The sequence below is a fragment of the Nonomuraea sp. NPDC059007 genome (genome assembly GCF_042740555.1).
Lineage (GTDB): Bacteria > Actinomycetota > Actinomycetes > Streptosporangiales > Streptosporangiaceae > Nonomuraea.
The window spans coordinates 1-24,542 of sequence record NZ_JBHYJD010000061.1 but is presented as its reverse complement, the minus strand read 5'-3'; the positions used below and the strand labels follow the sequence as shown (position 1 = coordinate 24,542).

General features: G+C 68.9%; 24 protein-coding genes. 11 read left to right on the top strand and 13 right to left on the bottom strand.

The features are described from left to right. Positions 1–16: 16 nt before the first annotated feature. Together ACFWY5_RS50770 and ACFWY5_RS50765 are read right to left on the bottom strand one after the other, a co-directional pair. Positions 17–310, bottom strand: coding sequence for a YrhB domain-containing protein (locus tag ACFWY5_RS50770; RefSeq protein ID WP_379619951.1), 294 nt, complete (start codon positions 308–310; stop codon positions 17–19). 16 nt (positions 311–326) lie between these two features. Continuing rightward, positions 327–1,877, bottom strand: a complete 1,551-nt coding sequence (locus ACFWY5_RS50765) for a toxin glutamine deamidase domain-containing protein (RefSeq protein ID WP_379639301.1) — start codon at positions 1,875–1,877, stop codon at positions 327–329. Between the two features lie 219 nt (positions 1,878–2,096). On the opposite strand from ACFWY5_RS50765, the gene ACFWY5_RS50760 reads away from it, so the two are divergent. Further along, the gene (locus ACFWY5_RS50760) at positions 2,097–3,788 is read left to right on the top strand and encodes a DNA/RNA helicase domain-containing protein (RefSeq protein ID WP_379639300.1); all 1,692 of its coding nucleotides are present in this window, start codon (positions 2,097–2,099) and stop codon (positions 3,786–3,788) included. Here the strand turns inward: ACFWY5_RS50760 and ACFWY5_RS50755 are convergent. Genes ACFWY5_RS50755 through ACFWY5_RS50740 form a run of 4 tightly spaced genes read right to left on the bottom strand, consistent with a single transcriptional unit; the run spans position 3,757 to position 7,722 of the window. Beyond that, on the bottom strand, positions 3,757–4,608 hold the full coding sequence (locus tag ACFWY5_RS50755) for an endo alpha-1,4 polygalactosaminidase (protein WP_379639299.1): 852 nt from the start codon (positions 4,606–4,608) through the stop codon (positions 3,757–3,759). The genes ACFWY5_RS50760 and ACFWY5_RS50755 overlap by 32 nt on opposite strands. A 1-nt stretch (position 4,609) precedes the next feature. Further along, positions 4,610–5,926, bottom strand: coding sequence for an ABC transporter substrate-binding protein (locus tag ACFWY5_RS50750; protein WP_379639298.1), 1,317 nt, complete (start codon positions 5,924–5,926; stop codon positions 4,610–4,612). 3 nt (positions 5,927–5,929) lie between these two features. Further along, positions 5,930–6,796: a carbohydrate ABC transporter permease gene (locus ACFWY5_RS50745; protein ID WP_379619961.1), complete on the bottom strand. Its 867-nt coding sequence runs from the start codon at positions 6,794–6,796 to the stop codon at positions 5,930–5,932. Continuing rightward, positions 6,793–7,722 (bottom strand): carbohydrate ABC transporter permease, encoded by a 930-nt coding sequence (locus ACFWY5_RS50740; protein ID WP_379639296.1) that lies wholly within the window; start codon positions 7,720–7,722, stop codon positions 6,793–6,795. The genes ACFWY5_RS50745 and ACFWY5_RS50740 overlap by 4 nt, the downstream gene beginning before the upstream one ends. A gap of 159 nt (positions 7,723–7,881) precedes the next feature. Between ACFWY5_RS50740 and ACFWY5_RS50735 the strand changes: the two genes are divergently transcribed. After that, positions 7,882–8,772, top strand: a complete 891-nt coding sequence (locus tag ACFWY5_RS50735; RefSeq protein WP_379639295.1) for a carbohydrate kinase family protein — start codon at positions 7,882–7,884, stop codon at positions 8,770–8,772. Further along, complete coding sequence (locus tag ACFWY5_RS50730; protein WP_379619967.1) at positions 8,769–10,037, top strand: alpha-glucosidase/alpha-galactosidase; 1,269 nt, start codon at positions 8,769–8,771, stop codon at positions 10,035–10,037. The genes ACFWY5_RS50735 and ACFWY5_RS50730 overlap by 4 nt, the downstream gene beginning before the upstream one ends. On the opposite strand, the gene ACFWY5_RS50725 is transcribed toward ACFWY5_RS50730, so the two are convergent. Genes ACFWY5_RS50725 through ACFWY5_RS50715 form a run of 3 tightly spaced genes read right to left on the bottom strand, consistent with a single transcriptional unit; the run spans position 10,017 to position 13,148 of the window. After that, complete coding sequence (locus ACFWY5_RS50725; protein WP_379619969.1) at positions 10,017–10,808, bottom strand: DeoR/GlpR family DNA-binding transcription regulator; 792 nt, start codon at positions 10,806–10,808, stop codon at positions 10,017–10,019. The genes ACFWY5_RS50730 and ACFWY5_RS50725 overlap by 21 nt on opposite strands. Further along, complete coding sequence (locus tag ACFWY5_RS50720; protein ID WP_379619971.1) at positions 10,805–12,094, bottom strand: alpha-glucosidase/alpha-galactosidase; 1,290 nt, start codon at positions 12,092–12,094, stop codon at positions 10,805–10,807. Before ACFWY5_RS50720 ends, ACFWY5_RS50725 begins: the two co-directional genes overlap by 4 nt. Positions 12,095–12,152: 58 nt before the next feature. After that, on the bottom strand, positions 12,153–13,148 hold the full coding sequence (locus tag ACFWY5_RS50715; RefSeq protein ID WP_379619973.1) for an HNH endonuclease: 996 nt from the start codon (positions 13,146–13,148) through the stop codon (positions 12,153–12,155). A 94-nt stretch (positions 13,149–13,242) separates the two neighbouring features. Here ACFWY5_RS50715 and ACFWY5_RS50710 point away from each other — a divergent pair, with 94 nt between their 5' ends. Next, a complete protein-coding gene (locus ACFWY5_RS50710) occupies positions 13,243–13,542 on the top strand; it encodes a nucleoside triphosphate pyrophosphohydrolase (protein ID WP_379619975.1) in 300 nt (99 codons plus the stop codon). A gap of 48 nt (positions 13,543–13,590) precedes the next feature. Further along, positions 13,591–14,088 carry a hypothetical protein gene (locus ACFWY5_RS50705; protein WP_379619977.1) on the top strand — a complete coding sequence of 166 codons (498 nt, stop codon included), beginning with the start codon at positions 13,591–13,593 and terminating at the stop codon, positions 14,086–14,088. Between the two features lie 8 nt (positions 14,089–14,096). Here ACFWY5_RS50705 and ACFWY5_RS50700 read toward each other — a convergent pair whose 3' ends face one another. Continuing rightward, positions 14,097–14,390: a hypothetical protein gene (locus ACFWY5_RS50700; RefSeq protein ID WP_379619979.1), complete on the bottom strand. Its 294-nt coding sequence runs from the start codon at positions 14,388–14,390 to the stop codon at positions 14,097–14,099. A gap of 3 nt (positions 14,391–14,393) precedes the next feature. Beyond that, entirely contained in the window at positions 14,394–16,127 is a 1,734-nt protein-coding gene (locus tag ACFWY5_RS50695) for a hypothetical protein (RefSeq protein ID WP_379639294.1), read from the bottom strand. 131 nt (positions 16,128–16,258) lie between these two features. Here ACFWY5_RS50695 and ACFWY5_RS50690 point away from each other — a divergent pair, with 131 nt between their 5' ends. Genes ACFWY5_RS50690 through ACFWY5_RS50675 form a run of 4 tightly spaced genes read left to right on the top strand, consistent with a single transcriptional unit; the run spans position 16,259 to position 20,540 of the window. Beyond that, positions 16,259–17,056 (top strand): hypothetical protein, encoded by a 798-nt coding sequence (locus tag ACFWY5_RS50690; RefSeq protein WP_379639293.1) that lies wholly within the window; start codon positions 16,259–16,261, stop codon positions 17,054–17,056. Further along, positions 17,053–18,696, top strand: coding sequence for a peptidoglycan-binding protein (locus tag ACFWY5_RS50685; RefSeq protein WP_379639292.1), 1,644 nt, complete (start codon positions 17,053–17,055; stop codon positions 18,694–18,696). The genes ACFWY5_RS50690 and ACFWY5_RS50685 overlap by 4 nt, the downstream gene beginning before the upstream one ends. Next, positions 18,689–19,378, top strand: a complete 690-nt coding sequence (locus tag ACFWY5_RS50680) for an ABC transporter ATP-binding protein (protein ID WP_379639291.1) — start codon at positions 18,689–18,691, stop codon at positions 19,376–19,378. Before ACFWY5_RS50685 ends, ACFWY5_RS50680 begins: the two co-directional genes overlap by 8 nt. Then, a complete protein-coding gene (locus ACFWY5_RS50675) occupies positions 19,365–20,540 on the top strand; it encodes an ABC transporter permease (RefSeq protein ID WP_379639290.1) in 1,176 nt (391 codons plus the stop codon). The genes ACFWY5_RS50680 and ACFWY5_RS50675 overlap by 14 nt, the downstream gene beginning before the upstream one ends. 15 nt (positions 20,541–20,555) lie before the next feature. On the opposite strand, the gene ACFWY5_RS50670 is transcribed toward ACFWY5_RS50675, so the two are convergent. Beyond that, on the bottom strand, positions 20,556–22,109 hold the full coding sequence (locus ACFWY5_RS50670; protein WP_379639288.1) for a PucR family transcriptional regulator: 1,554 nt from the start codon (positions 22,107–22,109) through the stop codon (positions 20,556–20,558). A gap of 99 nt (positions 22,110–22,208) precedes the next feature. Between ACFWY5_RS50670 and ACFWY5_RS50665 the strand changes: the two genes are divergently transcribed. Continuing rightward, the gene (locus tag ACFWY5_RS50665; protein ID WP_379639287.1) at positions 22,209–22,733 is read left to right on the top strand and encodes a DinB family protein; all 525 of its coding nucleotides are present in this window, start codon (positions 22,209–22,211) and stop codon (positions 22,731–22,733) included. Here ACFWY5_RS50665 and ACFWY5_RS50660 read toward each other — a convergent pair. Continuing rightward, positions 22,726–23,472 (bottom strand): TetR/AcrR family transcriptional regulator, encoded by a 747-nt coding sequence (locus ACFWY5_RS50660; protein WP_379639286.1) that lies wholly within the window; start codon positions 23,470–23,472, stop codon positions 22,726–22,728. The genes ACFWY5_RS50665 and ACFWY5_RS50660 overlap by 8 nt on opposite strands. A 49-nt stretch (positions 23,473–23,521) precedes the next feature. On the opposite strand from ACFWY5_RS50660, the gene ACFWY5_RS50655 reads away from it, so the two are divergent. Continuing rightward, a complete protein-coding gene (locus ACFWY5_RS50655) occupies positions 23,522–24,460 on the top strand; it encodes an ATP-binding cassette domain-containing protein (protein ID WP_379639285.1) in 939 nt (312 codons plus the stop codon). The last annotated feature ends 82 nt before the right edge of the window (positions 24,461–24,542 follow it).

Sequence of the window (24,542 nt, the reverse complement as noted above, 5' to 3'; positions counted from 1 at the left end):
ATGAGAGCCGCTCCCGTCACGGAGACAGGCCGTGCTCCTTGGCGTAGGCGGCCAGCTGCTGATCTTCGGGCAGGCCGTTCATCATCCAGGTGTCACCGCTGCCCTTGACCACGACGATCGGGCCGTACCCCGGGCCGCGCACGTGCGCGAAGTCGCGCGTCTCGACGAACCGTGCCGTGTTCCAGGGGAAGACGAAACACCAGCCGAGGTCGTCTATGGTTTCGTCGCCATAAAAGGCCAACGGCTCCTCGGCGGTCGAGAAGCGTGCGAGACATTGCTCGGCCAGCGCTTTGGCCTGCTCGATGTCCAACGCTTTTTCCTCCCGGCTAGTTCGTGCGCAGAAATTCGATGCGGGAATACGTCTCAGGCGTCGCCCACGTGCCGGACTGACCGTCGACGAAGTATATCTTTCCACTGCGGTTCACCACGTTGAAGACGTGACCCGCGCGAGGGACTCCAGTCCGTGGATCGACGCGTATGCCGTGGACGATTCCGCGGGCGCCGTCTCCGGACCGCAGCATCTCCGATACGACCTCGTCGTAGTCTTTGACCAGGCGAAACGCCCGTCCACCCCCGACGCTGTCGGTCACACCGCCAGGCCATTTGAACGGGTGTGCGGGATGGTACGGAACCGCGGAGATCGGCGACGAACCCCCGAGAACGCGATCCACTACCACGACACAGCTCTGGCAGTTGTTGCTGTATTCCCAGGCCCGTGTGGAGAACTGCGGATTCACGTCCTTGATGCCGGCGAAGTTCGCGTCGAACTCCTTCTGTTTCGCGTTACCGGCATGACGTGTGAGGGTCGGATCCTGGAATGGTGAGGTCCCGCGGCGGCCGCCGTTACCGAGCCCTGTGTGGAAACGGTTCGCGGTGCCCACACCCACGGTGGCGACGCTGAGCATGATGTCGGGCAGGAGCCGGCCGAACCAGCGGCTGGGATCCTTCTGCAGAGTTTCCAGATCGACGAGTGCCTTGGCGAACTCGACCGGTTGCCGCCTGGCGAACTCGGCCGTTTCTCCCGCCCCGCGCATGCGGTCCAGATACCCGGACGGGTCAGTGATCAGGCCGAGCTGCGACCAGTTCCACGCGCCCTTGATCAGCGCCCAGCCTCCCTCGTTCGCTCCTTGGACGAACGGCTCCGCGATCTTGTCGACGTACTGCTGGGCCACGTCGCCGATCTCCGACCTCCCGAGCTTCACGCTCAGCCTGCCGACGTTGGCCGCCCAGAAGTCTCCGTACCACGCGATCCCTTTGTTGAGGAGCGAGGTCGCCTGCTCCGCGAGGTCCTCCACCGGAGAGCCGGCTCGGCTCCGCGCGCCGAGGAGAAGGGGGACCAGGCCAAGGGTGGGCACGGGTGTCTCCGATGGAGTCTCCAGGAGTTCGGCACGGCGTCGCCGGAGGTCGTCGCGCTGCTCGAGAAGCCACCCACCGGCCGTCGCGACCGCCTGCCCCGCCGCCGTGGCCAGGCCCAGCCTGGACAGCGCCGCGGAGAGCTCGCTTCCCGCGTCCTGCCAGTTTCTCCCCACGCGGCCGAATTCGGCGTCGAGCGCCTGCATGAGTTCGGGCGAGCCGCCCACGTACCCGCCGGGAGACGGCGGAGGAGCCACCGGAGCCGGGCGGAAACGCGGACGCTCGACTCCGGCCGGCTTTCCCTCGGCCGTCGCGATTCGCTCGACGGCGTCGAAGGCCCGGAGAAAGGTTTGCCGGACATTCGCGTACCGCTCGGTCAAACCTTGGAACATTCGCGCCGCACCGGGCCCCAGCAAGGCCCCGTCACCGAAGAGGTGAAATGTCCGCTCCAGGGCATTTCCCTGCTCTTCGGCTATTCGCGCGATGGTGACCAGCGCATGCTGGGCTTCCCCGGGAGGGACCATGAGCTCCCACCTGTTCGCGATTGTCGATGTGCTCAATAAACCACGACCGCCGCCGCGGGCGGCTCAAGTCCCGCAGGCGGTGTCGCTGCGGCATTCGCGCCGCTACGCTTTTGATGACCATGTGATGCGGCCCGACGGGCTTCCGCGGTCGTCCGGCTTCGGCCGGAGCGGATACGCCCCACCCGCACGAGCGACTTCGTGCTGCCTGGGGGACGATCTGTGACGGCGCTGCGGCTGTCTGTGGAGAACCTGCTCGTGTCTCCGAACGAGGCCGCGTTCGCGGAGGTGATCGCCGAGCACGTGCGGGTGACGACGGGGCGCCGTGCTTCCCCGTCCGAGGTCAGGTCCTGGCAGCGGAGCCTGCCGGTCCTCGCCCGTGATCTGGCCGACGCGGGGTTGCGCAGGGTCGAGATGCTGGTGGAGTACAAGCTTCCGCTCACCAGCAGGCGGGCCGACGTGGTGCTCGCCGGCGTCCATCCGCGTACCGGCGAAGACTCCTATGTCGTCGTCGAGCTCAAGCAGTGGAGTCGTGCGGAGCCGTCCGAACTGGGTGAGCATCTGGTCATCGTGGACGGCATGCCGGGCGGGGAACAGCTTCACCCGGCCGAGCAGGTACGCCGCTACTGCGAGTACATGTGCGACTTCCTCGGAGCGCTCAACCCGAACGCCGTGCACGGAGCCGCGTACCCGCTGGTGAGTGAGAGTGTGTGCGAGCGGTCGGTCTTTCCGCTGCTCGACGAGCAGCGGGACGCCTACGAGTACGTGCGGGCGGCGGTGAACGCGAGCAAGCGGGGCGCGCCCAAGGAGGCGGTCCTGATCGTGGGCGGTCCGGGCACCGGGAAGAGCGTGATCGCCGTGGAACTGCTGGGCACCCTGAACCGGCACGGCATCCGTGCGGTGCACGCCACCGGGAGCAGGTCCTTCACGCTGACCCTGCGCGACAACGTCGAGAAGGTGAACCGCCGGGCCGCGCGCAGTTTCTCCTACTTCAACAGCTACACCCATGCGACACCGCATGACATCGACGTTCTGATCTGCGACGAAGCCCATCGCCTCCGGGAGACGTCCGACCGCCGCCGCCACTTCGACGGCCCGCGGCGGGAACGGTCTCAGGTGCAGGAGCTGATCGAGGCGGCCGCCGTTCCGGTGTTCCTGCTCGATGAGCACCAGTTGGTACGCCGTGGCGAGGTGGGCTCCGTTCGGCTGATCCATGACGCCGCGAACGACATGGGGGTGAGGGTTCAGCAGATCGACCTGCGCCACCAGTTCCGGTGCGGGGGTTGTCCGGAATATGTCGCCTGGGTGGAGCAGCTTCTGGGGCTGGGGTGGGAGCACGGGCCACAACAGTGGCGGCCTCTGGAGACCTTCGAGCTGTATGTCGCCCGTACTCCCGCGGACATGGAGGATTTTCTACGCGCCAAGCAGGGTGAGGGCCGCACTGCCCGGATGGCGGCCGGCTTCTGCTGGCCGTGGAGCGACCCTCTGGCTGACGGGACCCTGGTGGAGGACGTTCAGATCGGTGACTGGCGCCGCCCCTGGAACTCGCGCTCCGAGCGGGAGAAGAACGGTGTTCCTCCGTCCAGTCTGTGGGCCACCCACCCGGCGGGGTTCGGGCAGATCGGCTGCATCTACACCGCTCAGGGCTTCGAGTACGACTACGCGGGCGTCATCTTCGGAGAGGATCTGGTCTGGAGGGGCGAGGGATGGCAGGCGAACCGGCAGGCGAACAAGGATTCCCAGGTGAATGGCGCGCCCCGGTTCGGTGAGCTGGTCCGCAACACCTATCGGGTCCTGGCCACCAGGGGAATGTCCGGAGCGGTGCTGTTCTCGAAAGACCCGGAGACCAACCACATGTTCGAGCGGCTCGGCATTCCCTTGGTCAGCGGCAGGGGGTCCAGGGGGTTGCGTTGAGGGCGAGGGTTTTGAGGATGGTGCTGCGGGAGGCGGTGTTCGCGGGTGGGCAGGATTCGCGAGCCGACGCGCCCTCGTCGGTGTACTCGATCTGGAAGACGGGCTTTCCGGCGTCCAGGAAGGTGTCGAGGACTTCGCATTCGTCCCAGGCCTGGCAGCTTTCGTTCACCGCGTAGTCGAACCAGTCGACCAGCGCGCCCACCTGGTCGAGGTCGTTTTTCAGGCCTACGGACAATCCGTGGGAGTGCGCGATGTCGGCCAATGCCTTGTTGTACGCGAGCTGGTGGGCGCCGGTCAGGGGGAAGCCGGTGTTCTTGTTCTGGAAGGCGTCCACGTTGTCGAATTCGACGGAGTCGAAGCCTGCCTGGGCGCATTTGGCGACTCTGGCCTTCATGATGGGCAGCAGGATGTCGCGCTTGCGGATGTCGAGCCATTTCTCGCCCGGCCAGTTGTCGAGGTCGTTGCCCTTCACGGAGGCCGGGAAGCTGTTCTTGTCGGGGCGCCAGTCCTCCCAGCTTCCTGCCGACACATAACAGATGGCGTGGCCACCGGCGGCGTGGATGGCGTTGACGGCCGTCTTGTTCGGGGTCACCTTGTCGGGGCCGTAAAGGTCGATGTTGTAGACGTTGGGTTTCACGCAGGCGCCTCCGGTGTACGGCACGGCGCAGAGGTTGAGGCGGATGCCGCCGACCGTTCCGGCCCCGGTGGCCGTGGGCTGCAGCTGGTACTGCCAGCGGTCCGACGTCGAGGGGACCCAGCCGGCGGGGGCCGGGCTCAGCAGGGTGGTCAGTAAGAGGGAGGTCAGGGCGAGGAGGTTCATGTCATCCCCTTTCGAAGAGGGCGTTGACCTGGGTGTTGGCCGTGCTGAGTGCGGAGGGGGCGTCCTTTTGGCCCAGCCACACCTGTTCCAGCGCGGTGCCGACGATCTCGTTGATCTGGTCGGCGTGGTCGCTCACCGGGAGCAGGAACGTGCCGTTCTTGTCGTTGGCCTGGTCGACGAAGAGCTTCACGTCGCGGCCCGCCGCCTCGTGTGCCTGGAGCGCCTTGTCCGATGAGGCGGTGATGGCGGGGAAGACGACGGCGGCCTTGGCGACGATGTCCTGGCAGGCGGCGGAGCCGAGGAACTTGACCCACTTCCAGGCGGCGTCCTTGTGCTTGGTGCCGGCGTAGATGGAGTCGGCCAGGCCGTTGATGGCGGATTTACGGCCCAGCGGGCCCTTGGGCAGCGGCGCGAAGGCGAACTTCCCCTCCTTCGTCCCCAGGTAGGTGGTGATCATCCAGGAGCCGGTGACGCCCATCGCGCCCTTGCCGGAGGCCAGGACGGCGTCGGTGCCCAGTGTGCTGGTCTTGTCGTAGGGGGCGACGTAGCCCTTTTCGATCAGGCGTCGGTACCAGGCCGCGGTTTCGGCCAGCTTGGGGTTGTCGTAGAAGTACCTGGTGCCGAACGGGTTCTTGTCGATGAAGGAGAAGCCGTTGGAGACCGCCAGGTTGGCCCAGGTGTTCTGGCCGAGGGAGCCGTCGTTGAGCTCGGGCACCATGCCGTACGTGGCGACCTTGGTCTTGTCGAAGCCCGGCTCGTCGCCCCGTTTGCCGTTCTTGTCGATGGTGAGGCGGGCTATGGCCTTCTCGTAGGTGCCGCCGTCGGCGGGGTTCCAGGTGAGGTTCGAGAGGTCTACTCCGGCCTTCTTCACCAGGTCGGTGTTGTAGATGACGGCCATGGTGTCCCAGTCCTTGGGCAGGCCGTATCTTCCGCCGTCCTTGACCCAGGATTCGGCGAGGCCGGGGCGGTACTGCGCCAGGTCCACCTTGTCGGCTTCGACCATGGGCTGGAGGTCGAGGAGCTGGCCGTTCTTGACGAACTGGGGGTAGTAGGACGCCTGCAGGGTGATGACGTCGGGGGCGCCGCCGGCGACCATCTGGGTGGTGAGGTTCTGCCAGTACTGGTCCCAGGCGTGCTGGGTGATCTTGATGGTGATGTCGGGGTTGGCCTGGGTGAAGGCGTCGGCGCACTGCCGGTAGGCGGGTTGCTGGATGTCGTCCCAGAGGCCGTAGGTGAGCGTCACCTTGCCCGGGGTCTGCTGGGCGCCGCCGCAACCGGCCGCCGCCAGCAGTGCGAGCACCAAGATGCCTCGCTTCATGATTTATCCCTTCATTCCAGAGAACTGGATCGAATCCACCAGGCGGCGGCCGAAGACGGCCACGAGCAGCAGCACGGGGATCACCGACAGCACCGAGCCGGCCATCAGGCCCGTCCAGTCGGGGTGGGTGTTGGGCGACTGCTTCAGGAAGAGGCCGAGCGCGGTGGTCAGCACGCGGGTGTCCTCGCCGGGCGCGACGAGCAGGGGCCACAGGTAGTCGTTCCAGGTCCAGACCGCGGTGGTCAGCGCGAGCGTGAACAGCGGGCCCTTGGTCATGGGCAGGACGACGCGCCAGAAGATGGTCCATTTGGTCGCGCCGTCGATCAGCGCGGCCTGCTCGACCTCGCGGGGGAAGCCGAGGAAGAACTGGCGGAGGAAGAAGACGGCGAACGGGGTCATCAGCAGGCTCGGGGCGACGAGGCCGGCCGTACTGTCGAGCAGACCCAGCTCTTTGACCAGCACGAAGTTGGGCAGCAGCGTGAAGATCGGCGGGACCATCAGCGCACCCACGAACAGGCCGAACAGGACGTCGCGCCCGAAGAAGTGCAGGCGGGCGAAGGCGTAGCCGGCCATCCCGCAGAACAAAGTCTGAAATATCGTGATCAGGCCCGTGTAGGCGATCGAGTTGCCGAGATAGCGGAAGAAGTCCAGCTCCGCACCCGACCCCCCGGCCGCCCGCGACTCCTCGGGGCTCACCAGCCCCAGAACCCTCTCAAAGTTAAACAAAGTAGGGTTTTGCGGGAAAAATCCGGAATTGTCCCCAGCCAGCTCCCTCCCAGGCGTGATCGCCGTCCTGATCATCCAGTACAGCGGGAACAGCGAGATGACGATGGCCAGGATCAGGCAGGCCCACCCGAGTGCGCGTCTCATGACAGGTCCGAGGTCGAGGCGCGCAGAAGGCGCAGTTGTACGAAGGTCAGCACGCCCAGCACGAGCACCAGTGTCAGCGCCATGGCCGAGGCGTAGCCCATCTGGAAGTTCGTGAAGGCCCGCTGGTAGATGTAGAAGTAGATCACCCGGGTGGCGTTGACCGGCCCGCCGCCCGGCTTGGTGGCGACCGCGACGGTGTCGAAGACCTGCACCGCCGTGATCAGCGAGATGACCAGCACGAACGCCAGGATCGGCCGTAGCAGCGGCAGCGTGACCTTGAAGAACAGCCGCAACTCCCCCGCGCCGTCGATCGCGCTCGCCTCGTAGATCTGTTTGGGGATCAACAGCATCCCGGCGTAGAGCAGCAGCGCGGTGTAGCCGGTCCCGCTCCACGAGTTGATCAGCGAGATGCTCGGCAGCGCGAGGCCGGGCGAGGTCAGGAAGCCCTGGTTGTCCAGCCCGAGGCCGACGAGCAGGTGGTTGACGAAGCCGAGGTTGGCGTCGAGCAGCCACATCCACAGCAGCGCGGTGGTGACGCCCGGGACCAGCCAGGGCACCACGAGCAGCGTCCTGACCACCAGGGATCGGGTCAGCCTGTGCAGCAGCGCCGCGAGCAGCAGCCCGAGGCCCACCTGGACGACCACCGTCATGACGACGTAGAACCCGGTGACCTTCATGGCGTTCCAGAACAGCGGGTCGCCGACCAGCCGCTCGTAGTTGTCGAGGCCGACGAACTCGGGCTCCGACAGCATGTTCCAGTCGGTCATCGAGAACCAGGCGCCGCGTACCGCCGGATAGAGGTAGAACACCCCGAACCCCACCAGGACGGGAGCCAGGAAGACGAGCGCGAGCCGGCCGTCGCCCCGTTTACGCACCGGGGGTGCGGCGTGTTTGACGGCCGCCGGCCGTACCAGCGTCGACGTCATCGGCGCCCGCCGTTCGGCGGCGGGCAGTCTGGGCCGGGCATGGGACCTCCTGGCGGGGGGATTGCGTTGGAGCCCATCATGATGACTTTCGAAAACTTGTCAATGCCTCCGAAAACGAAAGTATTGACAAGTTACTGAAGGCGCTGCGATGGTCCGGGCATGGACTTCGACCTACTCGTCGTCGGTGACGCCAACCCGGACGTGATCGTCACCGGCGCGCCCCGTGTCCCCGCCTTCGGTCAGCGCGAAGAACTCGTCGAGGCGGGACGGCTGACGCTCGGCGGCTCCGGGGCGATCACCGCGTGCGGCGCGGCCCGGCTCGGTCTGCGGACCGCCTTCGCCGGGCGGGTGGGCGATGACGCTGCGGGCCGGTTCGTCCTGGACGAGCTGGAGAAACGCGGCGTGGACGTCTCGTCCTGCGTGGTGGATCCTGACGCGGAGACGGCGCTCACGGTCGTGCTCACCGACGGGACCGACCGGGCCATTCTGACCGCCACGGGCTGCCTGTCCCGGCTGACGGTCGCCGACATTCCGGACGGTCTCCGGGCCGCCCATGTGCACGTCTCATCCTATTTTCTGCAGCCGGGGCTGGGCTCGGGGCTGGCGGAGTACTTCCGCACGGTCGCGTCCACGACCTCGCTCGACACCAACGACGACCCGTCCGGCCAGTGGAAGGGCCTGGACGAACTGCTCGCCGTCACCGACTATTTCCTGCCGAACGACCGCGAGGCGCTCGCCGTCACCGGCGCCGCGACCGTGGAGGAAGCGGCGGCCGAGCTCGCCAGGATCACGACGCCGGTGATCAAGTGCGGCGCCGAGGGCGCCCTCGCCGTGCACGACGGCGCCGTGATCCGCGTCCCCGCCACACCGGCCCGGGTCGTGGACACCGTGGGCGCCGGAGACAGCTTCAACGCGGGCTTCCTCGCCGCGCGGGCGAACGGCCTCGCCGTACGGCGGAGCCTGGCCGTGGCCGCGAAGGCGGGAACCCTCTCGACCCGAGCCGCGGGGGGCACAGCGGCGCAGCCCACCTGGGAGGAAGCCACTTCATGAAGATTGTTTTCGTCGGCGCGGGCAGCGTCGTGTTCACGCAGGGCCTGCTGGCCGACCTGATGGCCTTTCCGGAGCTCAAAGACGCCCATATCGCCCTGCACGACATCGACGCCGAGCGTCTGGAGGTGGCCGAGGCGGTCGCGCGGCACGTCGGGGTCACCAACCTCAGCGCGAGCCTCGACAGGAAGTACGCGCTGGAGAACGCCGACTTCGTGATCAACATGATCCAGGTCGGCGGGCACGCGGCGACCGTGACCGACTTCGAGATCCCCGCCCGCTACGGCCTGCGCCAGACCATCGCCGACACCATCGGGGTCGGCGGGGTGTTCCGCGCGCTGCGCACGTTCCCCGTGCTCGACGCCCTGGCCGCCGACATGAACGCGGTCTGCCCCGACGCCTGGCTGCTGAACTACACCAACCCGATGGCCATGAACGTCTGGTACCTGTCCGGCAAGGTGCGCAACGTCGTCGGATTGTGCCACTCGGTCTACTGGACCATGCACGATCTGGCCGCGCTGGTCGGCGTGCCGTACGAGGAGGTCACCTACCTCGCCGCGGGCGTCAACCACCAGGCCTGGGTGCTGCGCTTCGAGCGTGACGGCGAGAACCTCTACGACCGGCTCGACGTACGCGACCCCGAGCTGAGCCGGCGGGTCCGGGTGGAGATGTTCCGCCGGTTCGGCTACTACCCGACCGAGACCAGCGAGCATTCCGCCGAGTACCTGCCGTGGCTGCTCAGGCACGACAGCGAGATCGAACGGCTGCGCATCCCGGTCGGCGACTATGTCCGCATCAGTGCGGAGAACCTCGCGGAATACGGGCGCACCCGCGACGCCGTACAGCATGGGCGGGCCCTGACCGTCGAGGGCACGAACGAGTACGCCCCGCAGATCATCCACAGCATCGCGACCGGCACGCCACGGATCGTCTACGGCAACGTCGTCAACGACGGCCTCATCTCCAACCTGCCCGCGGGCAGCGTGGTCGAGGTTCCGTGCGCGGTCGACGGCGGCGGCGTGCGGCCGACCAGGGTGGGCGCGCTGCCGCCGCAGTGCGCGGCGCTCAACCAGGCCTATGTCAGCGTCGCGGAACTGACCGTCCGTGCCGCGCTGGAAGGGCGTCCCGATCATGTACGGCATGCCGTCATGGTCGACCCCAACGCCTCGGCGACCCTGCCGCTGGCGGACATCTCCCGCATGTGCGACGACCTGACCCGGGCGCACTGGGACCTGCTGCCCGACTCCCTACGCCAGCTGAACCTCTAGCCCGCCCGCCCGCAACGACTCCACGACCACGGGATCGGCCTGCTCACCGGTGATGAGCAGGTCGACGCCGTTCAGCGGGCAGATCGGGGCCATCTCGATCACGCCGAGCTTCGTGGAGTCGGCGACCATGATCCGCCGGGCGCCCGCCTTGAGCATGCGCTGCTTCATCTCCGCGTCGGGCAGGTTGACGTTGGTGAACCCGCCCTCCGGGTGCACCCCGCCGCAGCCGAGGAAGACCTTGGCCGCCCGCACGCCCTCCAGGAGCTTGCTCGCCAGCGGGTCCACCAGCGAATGCTGGGCCCGGCGCAGGCTGCCGCCGGTCACGATGATCGCGAACCGCGGGAGCGCGGGCTCCAGCTCCAGCGCGGTACGCAGCCCGTTGGTGAACACCGTCACGTCGGTCAGATCGGTACGGGCCACCATCTCCCTGGCCACGTACGTGGTCGTGGTGCCTGCGCCCATGAGCACGCTGTCACCGGAGCGCACCAGGTGGGCGGCGAGCTTGGCGATGTGAGCCTTCTCGACGGCGGCGGCGCCGAGTGACTGCTCGAACGACGGTTCGCCCGGGGCCGCCGGTGGGCCCGCCGCCACCGCTCCGCCGCGGACCCGTCGTACCTTGCCGTGCTCTTCGAGCGCGTCGAGGTCCGCGCGGACGGTCACGCTCGACACGCCGAACGCCTCGGCGAGCTCGGCCACCCGCGCGAACTCCTGCTCCATGAGCAGGCCCAGCATGCGCTCGCGCCGCACCTCCGTGGGCACGGGCTCGGTCATCGGCGCACCCCTTCCGGCATGAGGTCGCCGTGGGCGTCGATCAGCTCGTCGCACAGCGCCTCGATGGCGTGTAGCGGCAGCGTCGCGGCGGTGTTGGGGTCGACCATCGCGGCGTGGTGGACGTGCCGCCTTTCGCCGTCGAGTACGGCCCGCACGGTCAGCTCCACCACGTTCTGGAAGGTCCGGTTGAGCGCGACGAGCTGGACCGGGAGCTCGCCGATCCGCTTGGGGTGGATGCCGGTGGCGTCGACCAGGGCCGGGACCTCCACGCAGGCCTCGCGCGGCAGGTTCTCGATGAGGCCCTCGTTCGGGACGTTGACGTAGACCTCCTTGGGCTGGCCGGTCAGCATGGCCAGCATCGCCACGGAGGCGGGCTCGGGGTGGTGCCAGCGCACCAGCAGCGAACGTCCCGCCGACAGCGCGCGCCTGGTCTCCTCGTAACGGTGCAGGGACTGGCCGCTGCGCCTCAGGTACTCCTCGACCTGGACGCCGAGCCGCGAGGTCTCGTCCTTGTGCCGCATGAACCAGGGGAAGTACTCGGCCGCGTGCTCGCTTGACTCCGTCGGGAAATATCCGAAACGCCGGTAGATCTCCACGCGGACATGCTGATCGTCGGCGGCCAGGGCGGCGTCGAGCTCCGGATAGAGCGAGCGCCCTTCCGCCTCGAACCGCAGCACGAACGACTGGTGATTGAGCCCCGCGGTGACGAACTCGACCTCGTCGAGCCCCCTGCCCACCAGGTCGGCGAGATAGAGGTGGGTGTCGCAGACCGAGTGGCAGGAGCCGGCGAACCGGGTGAAACCCGTGGCGAGCTGCACCGCCAGACCGGTCATGGCCATCGGATCACTGCAGCTCAGCAGCCACGCCTCGGGGCACAGCTCGGCCATCTCGTGACCCAGCTCGACGAACGTCGGGATGCCGCGCAGACCGCGGAAGATGCCGCCTATGCCGATGGTGTCGCCTATGGTCTGGCGCAGGCCGTACCGGTGGGGGATCTCGAAGTCCTTGAGCGTGGCCTCGAACCCGCCCACGTCTATGGCCGCCACCACGAAATCGGCCCCAGCCAGCGCCCGCCGCCGCTCGGCACTCACGCTGATCACGGCCCGCGCGTCCGCCTCGGCATCCAGCGACCTGACCAGCGCCTCCGCCGTCGCCCTCAGCCCAGGGTCGGCATCATGAAGCACGACCTCGAGTTGCCCGCGAAGGGCCGGGGTGAGCAGCAGATCAGAGAGCACGCGCCGAACCAGCTCAACGTCGCCCAGCCCGACGAGAACGATCCGTCGCATCGCCCACCTCCTGTGCTGAGCAATCTAGACGACCCCCACGCCTTCACGGTACGGCTCGCTACCCGAGCTGGTCGCGTACCCCCTGGATGAAGTCCCACCATCCGCCCCGGAAGCCGTGCCGCTTCAGCGTGAGCTGGAGGGTGCGCTTCAGCGGATGGGGCGACAGCATGATCGCCTCGTTCCGCATGGCCAGCCGGGTGAGCTGACCGGGTGTGGGCGGCTGGTTGCTCTTCTGGGCGTTGCAGGGCCGGTGCGCGGGGGCGAGGTTCCAGATCGCGTCCAGGTCGATGGCGGGCATGAGGCGCCTGAACGAGTACGGGAACACGTGGTCGACCGCGATCTCGTCGACGCCGGGGATAAGCGGATCACCGCAGATGCCGCAGCGGCCATGCTGGAACCCGATGACGGCTTCGGTGACTCCGGCGACCGGGCGCCGCCGTTCCTTGTCGGTGATCCGCAGCGTCTGCAGATCGACCGCGACCCCCTCCTCGACCAGGCTTCTGCCCACGCCCGCGGCGAACGACATCTCGACGATGCTCCACCGCGCCGCCAGCTCCGCCCGCAAGCTCGGTCGCTGCTCGGACAGCGCGACCTCGAGAAGCGGCCCCGTCAGCCTGACCACCCGCTCGCGAGCAGACCCCGTGACTTCATAGAAGCGATGAGGCACCTCGGCGCCGCCGTCACCGCGCAGCCGGTGAAACTTCCGCATCACCATGGCGGGCATCGACTTCATCGCCGCGGCCAGCAGCTTCTCCGTAGGCGCGCCGAGCTGCATGGACTCGGCCGCCTCCTCCCGAGCCACCGCCAGGAAGTCCGCCCCGGCGGCCACGACCTTGGGTGACGCCTGCGGCGCCTGGGCCAGATGCTCCACCAGACTCATCGCGTACGGCCCGGCCAGATCCTTGAGCAGGATGTCGCCACGCCCTTCGGCCGCGGCCCCCAGCAAAGCCTCACCCAGGGCGAACTTGTAGGTACGCACGTTGGCGCCCATGAGCACCGCCAGCCGCCATGAGGTTCGGGCGGTCGGCTCCTCGCGGAAGAACTCCACAGTCATCCCGACATACCAGCCTTGATCACGATATTTGATCGTTTCAGGGTAGTTCGCGATCACCGAGGATTGTCACTGCGACTCGGTAGGCTCGCGCGTCATGGGCAAGCTGGTGCGGGACAACATCCCGGAGATCATCCGACAGAACGGCGGCGAGCCGGCCGTTCGCGTGCTCGGCCCGGCGGAGTATCGCCGGGCTCTGGTGGAGAAGCTGTTCGAGGAGTCCGCCGAACTGCGTGACGCCTCGGCCGGGGAGGTCGCCGGGGAGATCGCGGATGTGTACGAGGTGCTGCGGGCCATCGCCACCGCCGACGGGCATGACTGGGACATGATCGAGAAGGTGGCCGCCGCCAAGCGTGCGGAGCGGGGGGCGTTCCGGGATCGGCTCTACCTGGCGTGACGCCTTGACAGGTGTACGCGGGAGTACGGGTTGGGTAGTGTCCCGGTCGTGCGCCCAGACATTCGACGACTGGCAGCCGCAGCAGCGCTCGTTTCCCTTATCGGGGTAACGGGCTGTTCAGGGGATCCTGCGAAACCCGGTTTGGATGAGGCCGCGAAACTGCTGGTCGCGGAAGGCGACCGGATACTCGCCTCTCAGGACCTGGCCTCCTCGGGTTCGGCCGCTGCCACGGAACGAGCGGATCGCGACAGCGAAGTGGGATGCCTGAAAGGTCAGATCCAGCGATTCTTCCGTGCCGAGGGCGATTTCAAGGACCCGCCCTATGTGCCCGCGCCGAGCAACGCCGTAGGCCTGATGGCGAGTGCGCTACGGCTGCGTAGTTACGAAGTGGTTGTGGATAAGTCGGATCTTGGTGATGAAAATCTGGGGACCGCGGTATTGCGGCACCCGACCACCGGGATCACCTTCCTGATTGCCGTGCGTACCGCGCAGAAACCCAACATCATGATCGTCGGCAAGACCAGCTGCTACGAACGCAGTGGATGACCTCAGTCTCAGATGGTCAGCTGAGCTGCCTCGGTACGCGCGAGCTGGGCTTGCTTGCGCAGGCGGTCGGCAGTGGACGCGCAACTCTCCCGTAGCAGGTCGATCTCGCGATGCAGCTGGGCGGCCCGAGAGGTGAAGCGGTCCGAGGACGGCCCCTTCCAGAAGGTTTCGACTTCCCGAGGCCGTGCCAGAGCGCCGGAGAAAACCTTGTCCAGGTCTTCGGCGTACTGGATGAACGCGGTCGCGAGCAGTTCTTTTTCCGCGGCCTGTCGAAGCAGCTCACTTTGGCTGGGGATGGTCATTTCTCATCCTCCCCGCTGTTCCAGGGCCTTGAGCAAGGCATCGTAGAGCCGACCGCGGAACGCCATGCGAACCTCGTTCTCCTGAGCCGCCGTCAATGGTTTCTGGCCGTGCTGCGTCAGTGAATCCTGCACCCACTCAGCCTGCCGCGCAACAATGCCATCCGCAACGGTTTCCGCCGTGGCCGGAGTCTTCTTGTCGAGATAGTCGGTAATCGCCTCTTTCACACCATCTTTCGCCGCGTCCAGGCCGATGTCGCGGCCGGTGGCTGTCGCAGGGTTTTGGATGGGCCAGTATTTGTTGGAAAGCCATGAAACAGGCAGCAACGCCACCCCCGCCACCCAATCCGCATACTCGTCGTCAGCCCACTCCGCATACGTGGTCCCGCTCAACATCAGGTTCGCCGCTCCCCCGGCCAGCGCCGCACGGGACGTGTACTGGTCCTGGGTGGCCTCGTCGCCGAAGGGGCGGAAGCGGCCGATGTCGAGGCTCAACGTGTAGTCCTGGGAGGCTTTCATCAGCAGCTTCGCCGCGTCCGCGTCCTGCATCAGGACGCCTGCGAAGCGGGAGGCGTCGTCGGGGGTGAGGGTGTCCCAGGGGGTCGTGGGGTAGATGGCGGTCAGTTCGGGTGAGTCGCGTTTGGACTGGGCGCGGGCCAGCTGGTCCAGGTAGGGGCCTATGTTTCTGGCCAGGGTTTCGCTGATCGGCGAGTCTCTCCAGATGCCCCAGTCGGTGGAGATCCACGGGCTGTTCTCGGCGCCCAGAGTGCGGATGATGTTGAACATCGCCTGGTCGCGGTGGGGGCCCTGGGTCAAGGCCTGGTTCAGGGTGGCGGCCAGCTTGATCTGGAGGCCGTCTATGCCGCTGAGCTGGACGCGCTGGGGGTGCAGCAGCCATCCTGCGGCGTTCTTGTCGGTGGCCAGCAACGACTGCAGGGCGGCGGGGTCGTGGGCGTAGGCGTCGATCAGGGCGTTCAGGTTCCAGTTGGGGCTGGTGGGGAGGTCGGCGGCCAAGGGGCGGCCCAGGACTCTGGTGGCCACCTGGTTCAGGAGTCCGCTTGACGGGCGGGACAGCGTGATCAGTGCGGTCAGGACGCCTGGCTGGGTGGTTTTGAGGAAGGCGGCCAGCCATTTCGCGTCGAGGCGGCCGGCTCGTTCGGCGTTCGCGTACGCCTGGGCCAGCGGACCCAGGCCGCTCTGCTGGAGGACGCCGGGAGGCAGGCCCTTGTCCATGGCCGGGCCCCTGTTCTTCATCCAGAGCATGAACAACGCGCGGAACCTGTCGGGGCCGAGGGCGTTCAGCAGGGCGGCGGCGTAGGCGGGGTCGGTCAGGTGGGATTTCGCGGCGGCTGCTGCCGCAGTGACCGCGCGCCAGGTCTCCACCGTGTGGTCGAGTTCGAGGTTCTTCAGGGCGTCGGCTATGCGGCGGCCGTCGGCCGTGCCCTGGTGGGCCGCCTCCGTCTCGCTGATGAAAGGCAGGGATCCGCTCAGCAGGCCGGTGCCGGGGACCATTTGCCGGAGCGTGTCCACGCGCCATTTCAGATCGCGCTGGGTCTCGTCGAGAAAGGCCCAGGATTGGTGCATGGCCGTGGCGCCGGAAGGGCCGGTCCAGGAGGGGCCGGCTTCGGCGATGGCCGCTTCCAGACCGGGCCTGGCGCGGCCCAGAACGGCCTGGCCCCCGGCCATTTCCCGCATCAGTTGTTCCGCCCGGCGGGGGTCGATCCCGACGAACTCCCCCATGGCCCCTCCCCGAGGCTGTGGCTACAAGGGAGGAGTCAAGCACACCGTCAGAGCACGGTAAATGCCAACTGATACACGGCCGATACACGGGCACTACGGGGCGGATGAACGCGGGGCCCAGAGTGTCCGGCATGAAGAAGCGACTGGCCGTCTGCGGCCTGCTGGGGCTGGCGCTGCTGGCGGGGTGCGGTGCAGAGAGTACGGCTGCCGCCCCGGAATCCGGGGCGAAGGACAAACGGCACGAGCGGGAAACACTGATCGCGGACTGCATGAAGCAGAAGGGCTTCAAATATGTGATCCACGTGCCGCCGTTCAAACAGTCCGACCTTCAGAAGCGGGTGGCGAGCGGCGACTACGCGAGTTTGAAGGAGGTCCGCTCCAAGCATGGGTACGGGGCCTTTTCCCGGTTCGTCTACAAAGACGAGGGGGGCGAGCCGGAGAGGAAGGATCCCAACGAGGCCGTCAAGGCGGGGTTGGACAAGGGGCAGCGGGAGGCGTACGAGCTGCAGGTGAAGACCTGCTACACCACCGCGGTCAAGCAGGTCTTCGGGTTCGAGGTGAAGTCCTTGGCCGACTTCTCGGACCTGACGGCCAAGGAGATCGAGAGGGTGGACAGGGAGCTCAACGGCGACGCCAAGCTCAACGAGCTGGCCGGGCCGTTCGCGCAGTGCCTGACCGGCAAGGGGGAGAAGGTCAGCTCCAGCAAGCCTCTCGACCTGGTCAACAGGGGTCCGATGGAGTGGGAGGAACTGGTCGCGAAGCAGAAGGAGCCCTCGGCGGCGCAGGCGCGGCCGTACCTGACGAGAGAGATCAAGTCGGCGCTGACCGACCTGGAGTGCGGCAAGGAGTTCTATGCCGCCTTCAACCCTCTGAGCACGCGGCTCAACTCCGAGGCGCGGATGAAGTTCGGCTTCCTTCCGCAGTCGTGAGAAAGAAGAAGCTGCTGCTGGTCGTGCTGGCCGGCGTCGTCGTGGTCGCGGGGGCCGGCTGGGGGGTGAGCACGCGGCTGCGCTCGCCGGCGGACGAGGCCGCGCTGCGCACGCCGCCCAAGCCGTCGCTGGTCACCGCGCTGGTGGAGCGCCGCAAGCTGGTCAGCACCGTGGTCGTCGCGGGCACTCTGGAGTACGGCTCGCCGCAGCCGATCATGCTGGCCGGAGTCGTCGGCGGCAGCGAGACGCTGCAGCGCGCCACCCGTGCCCCACGGCCGGGCAAGGTCAGGGACGGCGGGACGCTCATGGAGGTGAACGGCCGCCCGGTCTTCGCCTTCACCGGCAAGGTGCCGATGCACCGCACGCTGGCACCGGGTACCAAAGGCGACGATGTCCGGCAGTTGCAGCGGGCGCTGCGGGTGCGGGTGTCGGGGGTGTTCGATCCGGCCACGGTCGCGGCGGTGACACGCTTCTACGCCAAGAAGGGGTACGCGGCGCAGCAGCCCACGATCGAGGCCAGGCAGCGGCGTGACGAACTTCGCCGGGCCGTACAGACTGCTCAGGAAGTGCTGGCCGACCAGCGCAAGGCGCTGGAGCAGGGGCGGGACGTGGGGCCGCTCAAGCTCAAGCTGGCCAACGCCAAGCAGGACCTCCGGGACGCCGGCCGGGCTCTGGACGAGGCGGCCCACTTCACCCCCGAGGACGCGGCCAAGGTGGAGGCGGCAGAGGCCGCCGTACGGACGGCTGAGGAGAAGCTGCTGGAGGCCGAGCAGGAGGCGAACCGGCCGGAGCCCAGCCCCACGCCGACCCCGTCGGACGGCAGGCTGAAGGAGCTGCGCGTCGCCAACGCGCGCGCCGACCTGGACGCCGCGCACCGGGCGCTCGACCGCGTCCGGGTGGAGGCGGAGCAGGCGCGCGAGCGGCGGCTGACCGAGGCGCGCAAGGCGGTACGGCTCGCCCGCGAGGCCCTCGCCACGGCCGATCAGGCGTTGCGGCAGGCCAGGCAGCTGTCCCCGGTCAAGCTCAAGGTGGCAGGGGCGCAGAAGGACCTGGCCGCGGCCAGGGCGATCCTCGCTGAGTACACGCTCACCTACGGCACGACCGTTCCCGCCGGCGAGGTGGTGTTCCTGCCGAAACTGCCGGCCCGGCTGCACAAGGCGGCGGTCAAGGCGGGCGACGTGGTGGACAAGGCGTTCGCCACGGTGACGAGCTCGACGTTCGTGGTGTCCGGCTCGGTGGAGACGGCGGAGGCGAAGTTGTTGAAGCGCGGGCTGGCGGCGGTCATCGAGACCGAGGCGGGCAAGGCCATTCCCGCCACCGTCAGCTCGGTAGGAGCGGGCAGGGCCAAGCTCGGCTCGGAGGCGGTGCTGATCACGCCCAGGTCGATGGCCGGGCTCAAGGGCCTGTCCGGCGCGGGCGTCACCGTGCGGGTGACGGTCGGCGCGACGCGGGAGAAGGTCCTGTCGGTGCCGGTCGCGGCCGTGGTCACGGCGGCGGACGGCCGGCCCCGGGTGCAGGTCGAGGTCGGTAAGGACCGCACGAAGGAGGTCGAGGTACGCACCGGGCTGACCGCCGACGGCGACGTCGAGGTGACCGGCGAGCTCAAGGAGGGCGACCGGGTGGTGGTCGGCGGTGCCTGAGGCGGTGCCTGAGGCGGTGATCGAGCTGACCGGGCTGACCAAGGAGTTCCCCACCGACCCGCCGGTGCTCGGGCTGTCGGAGGTGTCGCTGCGCGTGGGCGCGGCCGACTACGTGGCGGTGGTCGGCCCGTCCGGATCGGGCAAGTCGACGCTGCTGAACGTGCTGGGCATGCTGGACCGTCCCACCTCGGGCAGCTACCGGCTGGACGGCATCGAGACCACGTCGATGCCCGACAGCGCGCGGACCAGACTGCGCGGCAGCCGTATCGGCTTCGTCTTCCAGTCCTTCCATCTGCTCGCGCACCGCAGCGTGGTGGAGAACGTCATGCTGGCCGAGGTGTACGGCGGGCGCGACCGCAAGAACCGCAGAGCCCGCGCCCTGGAACAACTGGACCGGGTCGGCCTGTCGCACCGGGTCGACTTCCCGCCCGAACGGCTGTCCGGCGGCGAACGCCAGCGCGCCGCCATCGCCCGCGCCCTGCTCGGTGAACCCTCGCTGCTGCTGTGCGACGAGCCGACCGGCGCTCTTGACAGCAAGAACACCGAGGGCGTGCTCGCCCTGTTCGACGACCTGTGCGCGCAGGGGATGACGATCGTCGTCATCACCCACGAGAACGAGGTGAGCGGCCGGGCTCGACGCCGGCTGCGGATCACGGACGGAGTGCTCAGTGAAGATCCTTGACCTGTGGGCCGAGGCGGCGGCCGGCCTGCTGGCCCGTCCCGTCCGCTCGGCGCTGACCGCTTTGGGGACCGTGCTGGGCATCGCCACCCTCGTCATCACGCTGGGCACCGCCGCCACCGCCGGCAACCAGATCGTCGGCCGCTTCGACGAGCTGACCGCGACCTCCGTCACCGTGGACGTCCCCGGCGACGACCATCCGCTGGTCGGGTGGGGCGACGTGGAAGAGGTGACGCGCCTGCGCGGGGTGACCTCGGCCGCCGCGGTGGCCGAGGCCAAGGAGAGCGCCAACATCAGCGTCCGGGCCAACGAACTCGTCGATCCCAGCCGGATGACCGAGCTGACGCTGACCGTGGTCGCCAGCAGTCCCGGTCTGCCCGCGGCGGTCAAGGGCCGCATGGTCCAGGGCCGGTACTTCGACGCCGGGCATCTGGCCCGCGGGGACAAGGTGGTGGTGCTGGGCGAGCGGGCGGCGCAACTGCTCGGGGTGACACGGCTCGACCGCGCTCCGGCCGTGTTCATCGGGACGCACGCTTACACCGTCATCGGGGTGCTCGGCGACCTGCGGCGGGAGAAGAGCCTGGGCAGCGCGGTCCTGCTGCCGCCCACCATCGGCCAGCGCTTCGGCCTGCGCGAGGTGACCCGCGTGCTGATCAACACCAGCATCGGCGCGGCCGACCTGATCGCGAAGCAGGCGCCGCTCGCGCTCAGCCCCGGCAACGCGGCCATGCTGCAGGTGACCGCCCCGCAGAGCCCGACCAGGGCACGCGACGGGGTCGAGAACGACGTCAACGCGCTCTTCCTGATCCTCGGCCTGGTCTCGCTCGTCGTGGGCGCGGTCGGCATCGCGAACGTCACGCTGGTCACGGTCATGGAGCGCGTCACCGAGATCGGCCTGCGCCGCGCGCTGGGCGCGGCCCGCCGCCATGTCGCCGCCCAGTTCCTGCTGGAGTCATCGCTGACCGGCCTGACGGGCGGCGTGGTCGGCGCGTCCGTGGGGGTGGTGGCGATCGTGGTGATCTGCGCGATCAAGCAATGGACCCCCGTGTTGGACGTACGGCTGGCCGTCGCGGCACCGGTCGCAGGCGCCCTGGTAGGCCTCCTGGCCGGCCTCTACCCAGCCCTGCGCGCCGCCCGAATGGAACCCGTAGACGCCCTACGCTGACACCGCGACGGGGGATCAAGGGTGGGGGTGGGTTAGGCGGAGGCGGAGCCAGGTGGTGAGGCGGGCGTCGGGGGTGGAGAGGTCGTAGCCGGAGGCTTCCAGGCGCCGCAGCCGGTAGCGGAGGGTGTTGGGGTGGACGGCCAAGGTCGCGGCGGCGGCGCGGATGTCGCCGTGGGCCTCCAGCCAGGCCGTGACCGTCTCCTCGCCCGAAGGCGGGGTGAAGGTGTGGAGCAGGAGGTCCGGGTGGGCGGACAGCAGGGATTGGAGTTCGATGAGGGCGGCGGCGGGCCGTACCTCGTCGATGGTGGCCACCCGCGCGCCCGAGGAACGCAGCACGGTGAGTACCAGGTCGGCGTGGCGCAGGGAGACGGTCAGGGTGTCGGCCGTCGCGAGGGAGCCCACGGCGGCGGTCAGGTGGTGGCGGGGGGCCAGGCGGCGGGCCAGGTCGGCGGCGGTGTCGCGGGCGGTGCGGAGGTCGGGCGCCGGCAGGAGGCAGTAGACGGTGTGGTCGCGCAGGACGCAGGCGGCCGAGCGGCGGTAGGCGTCCAGGTAGGTGGCCACGGCGTCGAGCAGGTGCTCGGGCTGGCCCTGTGAGGTGATGGCCAGGACCGCCAGGCCGGTACGGGGCAGGCCCAGGCGTCGGCAGGCGGCGGCGTCGCCGTCCAGGGCGTCGCCGACCAGGCGGCCGCGGCGTTCGCGGTCGGCGTCGCGGGCGGTGCGGGCCCTCAGCAGGTGGGCCCCGGCCAGACGGGCGAACTCCTCCGCGAGCACGAGGCGCTCTTCCGGCAGTCGCTCGTGGCCTTCGAGTATCCAGAGCATGCCGAGCGGCTCGGGTCCGCTGCGGATGCCCACGCCGATGCGCCAGACGCGCTGCTCCGGGTGGTCGAACGGCTCGCCGGTGTGAAAGCGCAGCGCCTGCTGGGTGGTCAGGAGCAGGCGGCGGGTCTCGCGCGGCGCGTTGGAGGCGGGCACGGATTTGGTGAGGATGACCTGGCGCTGGAGTTCGTCGTTGACCTGGCCGGGCACGGCGGAGTACGCCAGCAGCCGCCATTCGGTGTCCAGGATGCCCACGGGCCGGTCGAACGTCTCGGCGATGACGTTGACCAGCGCGTTCAGGTCGCCGAGCGGCACGCTGCCGAGGTCACGGCCCGGGGCTTCGAGCAGGCCCGGGGCGGAGATCAGGCTGTCGCCGAGCAGCACGGCGTCCTCGACCATCGTGTGCAGGAGGCTCCACGGCATCTGCGTGTGCAGCGCGACCAGGGCGATCCCGGCCGCGCGGGCGGCGGGCGCCAGCCGTTTCGCGGCGGCCGCGTCGGCGCGCACCACCGCCGCCGCGGCGCCGGTCAGGCCGTGTAGCGCCGCCTCGGCGTCCGGCGAGCCGGCGGTCAGGCCGACGAGCAGGACCAGCGTTCCCGGGCGGGGCGCATCGCCGAGCACCGGGTCCAGGATGGCGGGCCCCGACACCGGCACGTCCGCGCCGTGCGGCGCCTCGACGACCGTGACGTACTGCGGGCCGATCCGCTCGATCACCTGGGCGAGCGACGGCTCCAGATATTCGACCTGCTCCATCCTTGAAGTATCGGCCAAGGAAGGGGATGCCTCATCGTCGGATCGGCCAAATGTTTATCCCGTTGGCGGGCGCGGGCCGCGTGCCTAGGATCGGTGACCATGGTCACCAAGCGCGCTGAACTGCTCGTCCATCAGCTCGACATCGCCTGGGCGCTGTTCGAGTACCACCTTGACGGGCTCGACGACGAGGCGGCGCTCTGGGAGCCGGCCACCCACAGCTGGAACGTCCGGCTCGGCGCGGACGGGCGCTGGATGGCCGACTGGGCCGACAGCGAGCCGGACCCCGTGCCGGCGATGTCGGCCGGCTGGGTGATGTGGCACATGGGCTACTGGTGGACGACCACGCTGGGCCACTGCTTCGGTGACGGCGCGCCCGAGCGCGAGGAGATCGTGTGGCCGGGCGGCGCCGCCGCGGCGGCCGAGTGGCTGCGCGGGCTCAAGGACGCCTGGCGCGAAGGGCTGCTCGGGCTCACCGACGCCGAACTCGACTCCGGCGACAAGGTCGCGAAGCTGCCCTGGGGGCAGGGCCAGACGATGGCGAGCGTCGCCGGATGGCTGATCGTGGAGCTGACGAAGAACGTCGCGGAAGTGGGGTACGTCCGCATCCTGCGCGCGGCTAGGTGACGCCGCCCCGGCGGGCGATCAACTGCTCCACGCCGTCGAGCAGCAGGTTGAGGCCGAACAGGAAGTCGTCGTCGTCCACCCAGCCCTCGGCGCCGGAGAAGACGCCGCCGCGCACGGCGGCCGACAGGGCGGGGTAGGTCGCCGGGTCGAGGACCTCGGCGAGCGCGGCGCCGAACTCGTCGGCGCCGGAGATCCCGGCCTTCTCGTACGCGGGATCGCCGGCCCCGTAGACCACGGCGGCGTCGGTCAGCGCGTACCCGGTCAGGGTGCTGGCCACGTTGATCCGCTCACCGTCGTCCAGCCCGGTGCCGTCGAGGGCGGCCAGCAGGCGGTCGAGCCAGAGCAGCCGGCGCGGGCCCATCGGCGGCACGAACGGGCTGATCGCCAGCACCCACGGGTGTTCGAGGATGATGTCGCGCTGGGCGCGGGTCCACGTGGCGAGGTACTCGCGCCATGGCCGCCCCGCCGGGTCGGGCGGCAGCGGCGCCACGGCGTCGGCCATCGCGGTGAGCAGGTCTTCCTTGCTGCCGACGTATCGGTAGAGCGCGGTCGCCGCGACCCCCACGCGTGAGGCGACGCTCGCCATCGACACTCCGCCGATGCCGTCGGCGTCGGCGAGCTCGATGGCGGCGGCGGTGATCATGGCCAGGTCGAGTCGTGGCCGCGGCCCCCGGCGCGGCGCGGGCTCGCGACCCCACATCCGCTCGATGACGGGGGGCAGTGGCCGTTCCTGGTCCATCGAGGTCCTCCCTTGACTCACTCCTAGGATTCTGCATTATCTTAAAACTATGAACGTCATACACAGTACGTCATTCACAGATGCCATCGTGGCGCGGGGGCTGGTGAAGTCGTTCGGGGACACGCGGGTGCTCGGCGGGATCGACCTGACCGTGCCCACAGGCTCGCTGCTGGCGCTGCTCGGGCCCAACGGGTCGGGGAAGACGACGACGGTGCGCATCCTGACCACGCTTCTGGCTCCGGACGGCGGCAGCGCGGTCGTGGGCGGGCACGACGTGGTGCGGGACGGCGTCGCCGTACGCCGGGCCATCGGCCTGACCGCCCAGCAGGCCACCGTGGACGACCTGCTCACCGGCAGGGAGAACCTCGAACTGTTCGCCGGCCTCTACCACCTCGGCCGCCGCCAGGGCCGGCGGCGGACGCAGGAGCTCCTGGAGCGTTTCGACCTGGCCAACGCCGCCAACCGCCGCGTAGGCACCTATTCGGGCGGCATGCGCCGCCGCCTCGACCTGGCGGCCAGCATGGTCGCGGCGCCGCGCATCCTCTTCCTCGACGAGCCGACCACGGGCCTGGACCCCCGCAGCCGGGTGGAGTTGTGGGCGGTGATCCGCGAACTGCTCGCCACGGGGACGAGCATCCTGCTGACCACGCAATACCTGGAGGAGGCCGACCAGCTCGCCGACCGGGTCGCGGTGATCAGCCGGGGCCGGGTCGTGGCCGACGACTCCCCCGAGGCGCTGAAGCGCCAGGTGGGCGCAGAGCGTCTCGTGCTGCGCCTGGCGCCGGCGGACGTGCCGCGGGCGAGCGCCCTGCTGTCCGCTCCGGGCGGGGCGGACCCGGCCGAGATCACGCTGGCCGTCCAGGGTCCCGGCCACCTCCGGCACACCCTGGACGAACTGCACCGGGCGGGCATCCCGGTCGAACGCGTCGAGCTGCGCACACCCACACTCGACGACGTCTTCTTCGAGCTCACGGCGGTGGCTGCCTAATGCTTCTGTCAAGCTGCGGTGCGGATCTGGTGCCCGGGGTCGTAGGGCTTGCGGGTGCGCAAGATGGCGTGCAGGACGTTGA

Bases quoted from the DNA above. Each gene is read 5' to 3' on its own strand.
- ACFWY5_RS50765 (WP_379639301.1), bottom strand. From the start codon at position 1,877: ATGGTCCCTCCCGGGGAAGCCCAGCATGCGCTGGTCACCATCGCGCGA.
- ACFWY5_RS50755 (WP_379639299.1), bottom strand. From the start codon at position 4,608: ATGAACCTCCTCGCCCTGACCTCCCTCTTACTGACCACCCTGCTGAGC.
- ACFWY5_RS50750 (WP_379639298.1), bottom strand. From the start codon at position 5,926: ATGAAGCGAGGCATCTTGGTGCTCGCACTGCTGGCGGCGGCCGGTTGC.
- ACFWY5_RS50745 (WP_379619961.1), bottom strand. From the start codon at position 6,796: ATGAGACGCGCACTCGGGTGGGCCTGCCTGATCCTGGCCATCGTCATC.
- ACFWY5_RS50740 (WP_379639296.1), bottom strand. From the start codon at position 7,722: ATGACGTCGACGCTGGTACGGCCGGCGGCCGTCAAACACGCCGCACCC.
- ACFWY5_RS50735 (WP_379639295.1), top strand. From the start codon at position 7,882: ATGGACTTCGACCTACTCGTCGTCGGTGACGCCAACCCGGACGTGATC.
- ACFWY5_RS50730 (WP_379619967.1), top strand. From the start codon at position 8,769: ATGAAGATTGTTTTCGTCGGCGCGGGCAGCGTCGTGTTCACGCAGGGC.
- ACFWY5_RS50725 (WP_379619969.1), bottom strand. From the start codon at position 10,808: ATGACCGAGCCCGTGCCCACGGAGGTGCGGCGCGAGCGCATGCTGGGC.
- ACFWY5_RS50720 (WP_379619971.1), bottom strand. From the start codon at position 12,094: ATGCGACGGATCGTTCTCGTCGGGCTGGGCGACGTTGAGCTGGTTCGG.
- ACFWY5_RS50715 (WP_379619973.1), bottom strand. From the start codon at position 13,148: ATGACTGTGGAGTTCTTCCGCGAGGAGCCGACCGCCCGAACCTCATGG.
- ACFWY5_RS50710 (WP_379619975.1), top strand. From the start codon at position 13,243: ATGGGCAAGCTGGTGCGGGACAACATCCCGGAGATCATCCGACAGAAC.
- ACFWY5_RS50700 (WP_379619979.1), bottom strand. From the start codon at position 14,390: ATGACCATCCCCAGCCAAAGTGAGCTGCTTCGACAGGCCGCGGAAAAA.
- ACFWY5_RS50695 (WP_379639294.1), bottom strand. From the start codon at position 16,127: ATGGGGGAGTTCGTCGGGATCGACCCCCGCCGGGCGGAACAACTGATG.
- ACFWY5_RS50690 (WP_379639293.1), top strand. From the start codon at position 16,259: ATGAAGAAGCGACTGGCCGTCTGCGGCCTGCTGGGGCTGGCGCTGCTG.
- ACFWY5_RS50670 (WP_379639288.1), bottom strand. From the start codon at position 22,109: ATGGAGCAGGTCGAATATCTGGAGCCGTCGCTCGCCCAGGTGATCGAG.
- ACFWY5_RS50665 (WP_379639287.1), top strand. From the start codon at position 22,209: ATGGTCACCAAGCGCGCTGAACTGCTCGTCCATCAGCTCGACATCGCC.
- ACFWY5_RS50660 (WP_379639286.1), bottom strand. From the start codon at position 23,472: ATGGACCAGGAACGGCCACTGCCCCCCGTCATCGAGCGGATGTGGGGT.
- ACFWY5_RS50655 (WP_379639285.1), top strand. From the start codon at position 23,522: ATGAACGTCATACACAGTACGTCATTCACAGATGCCATCGTGGCGCGG.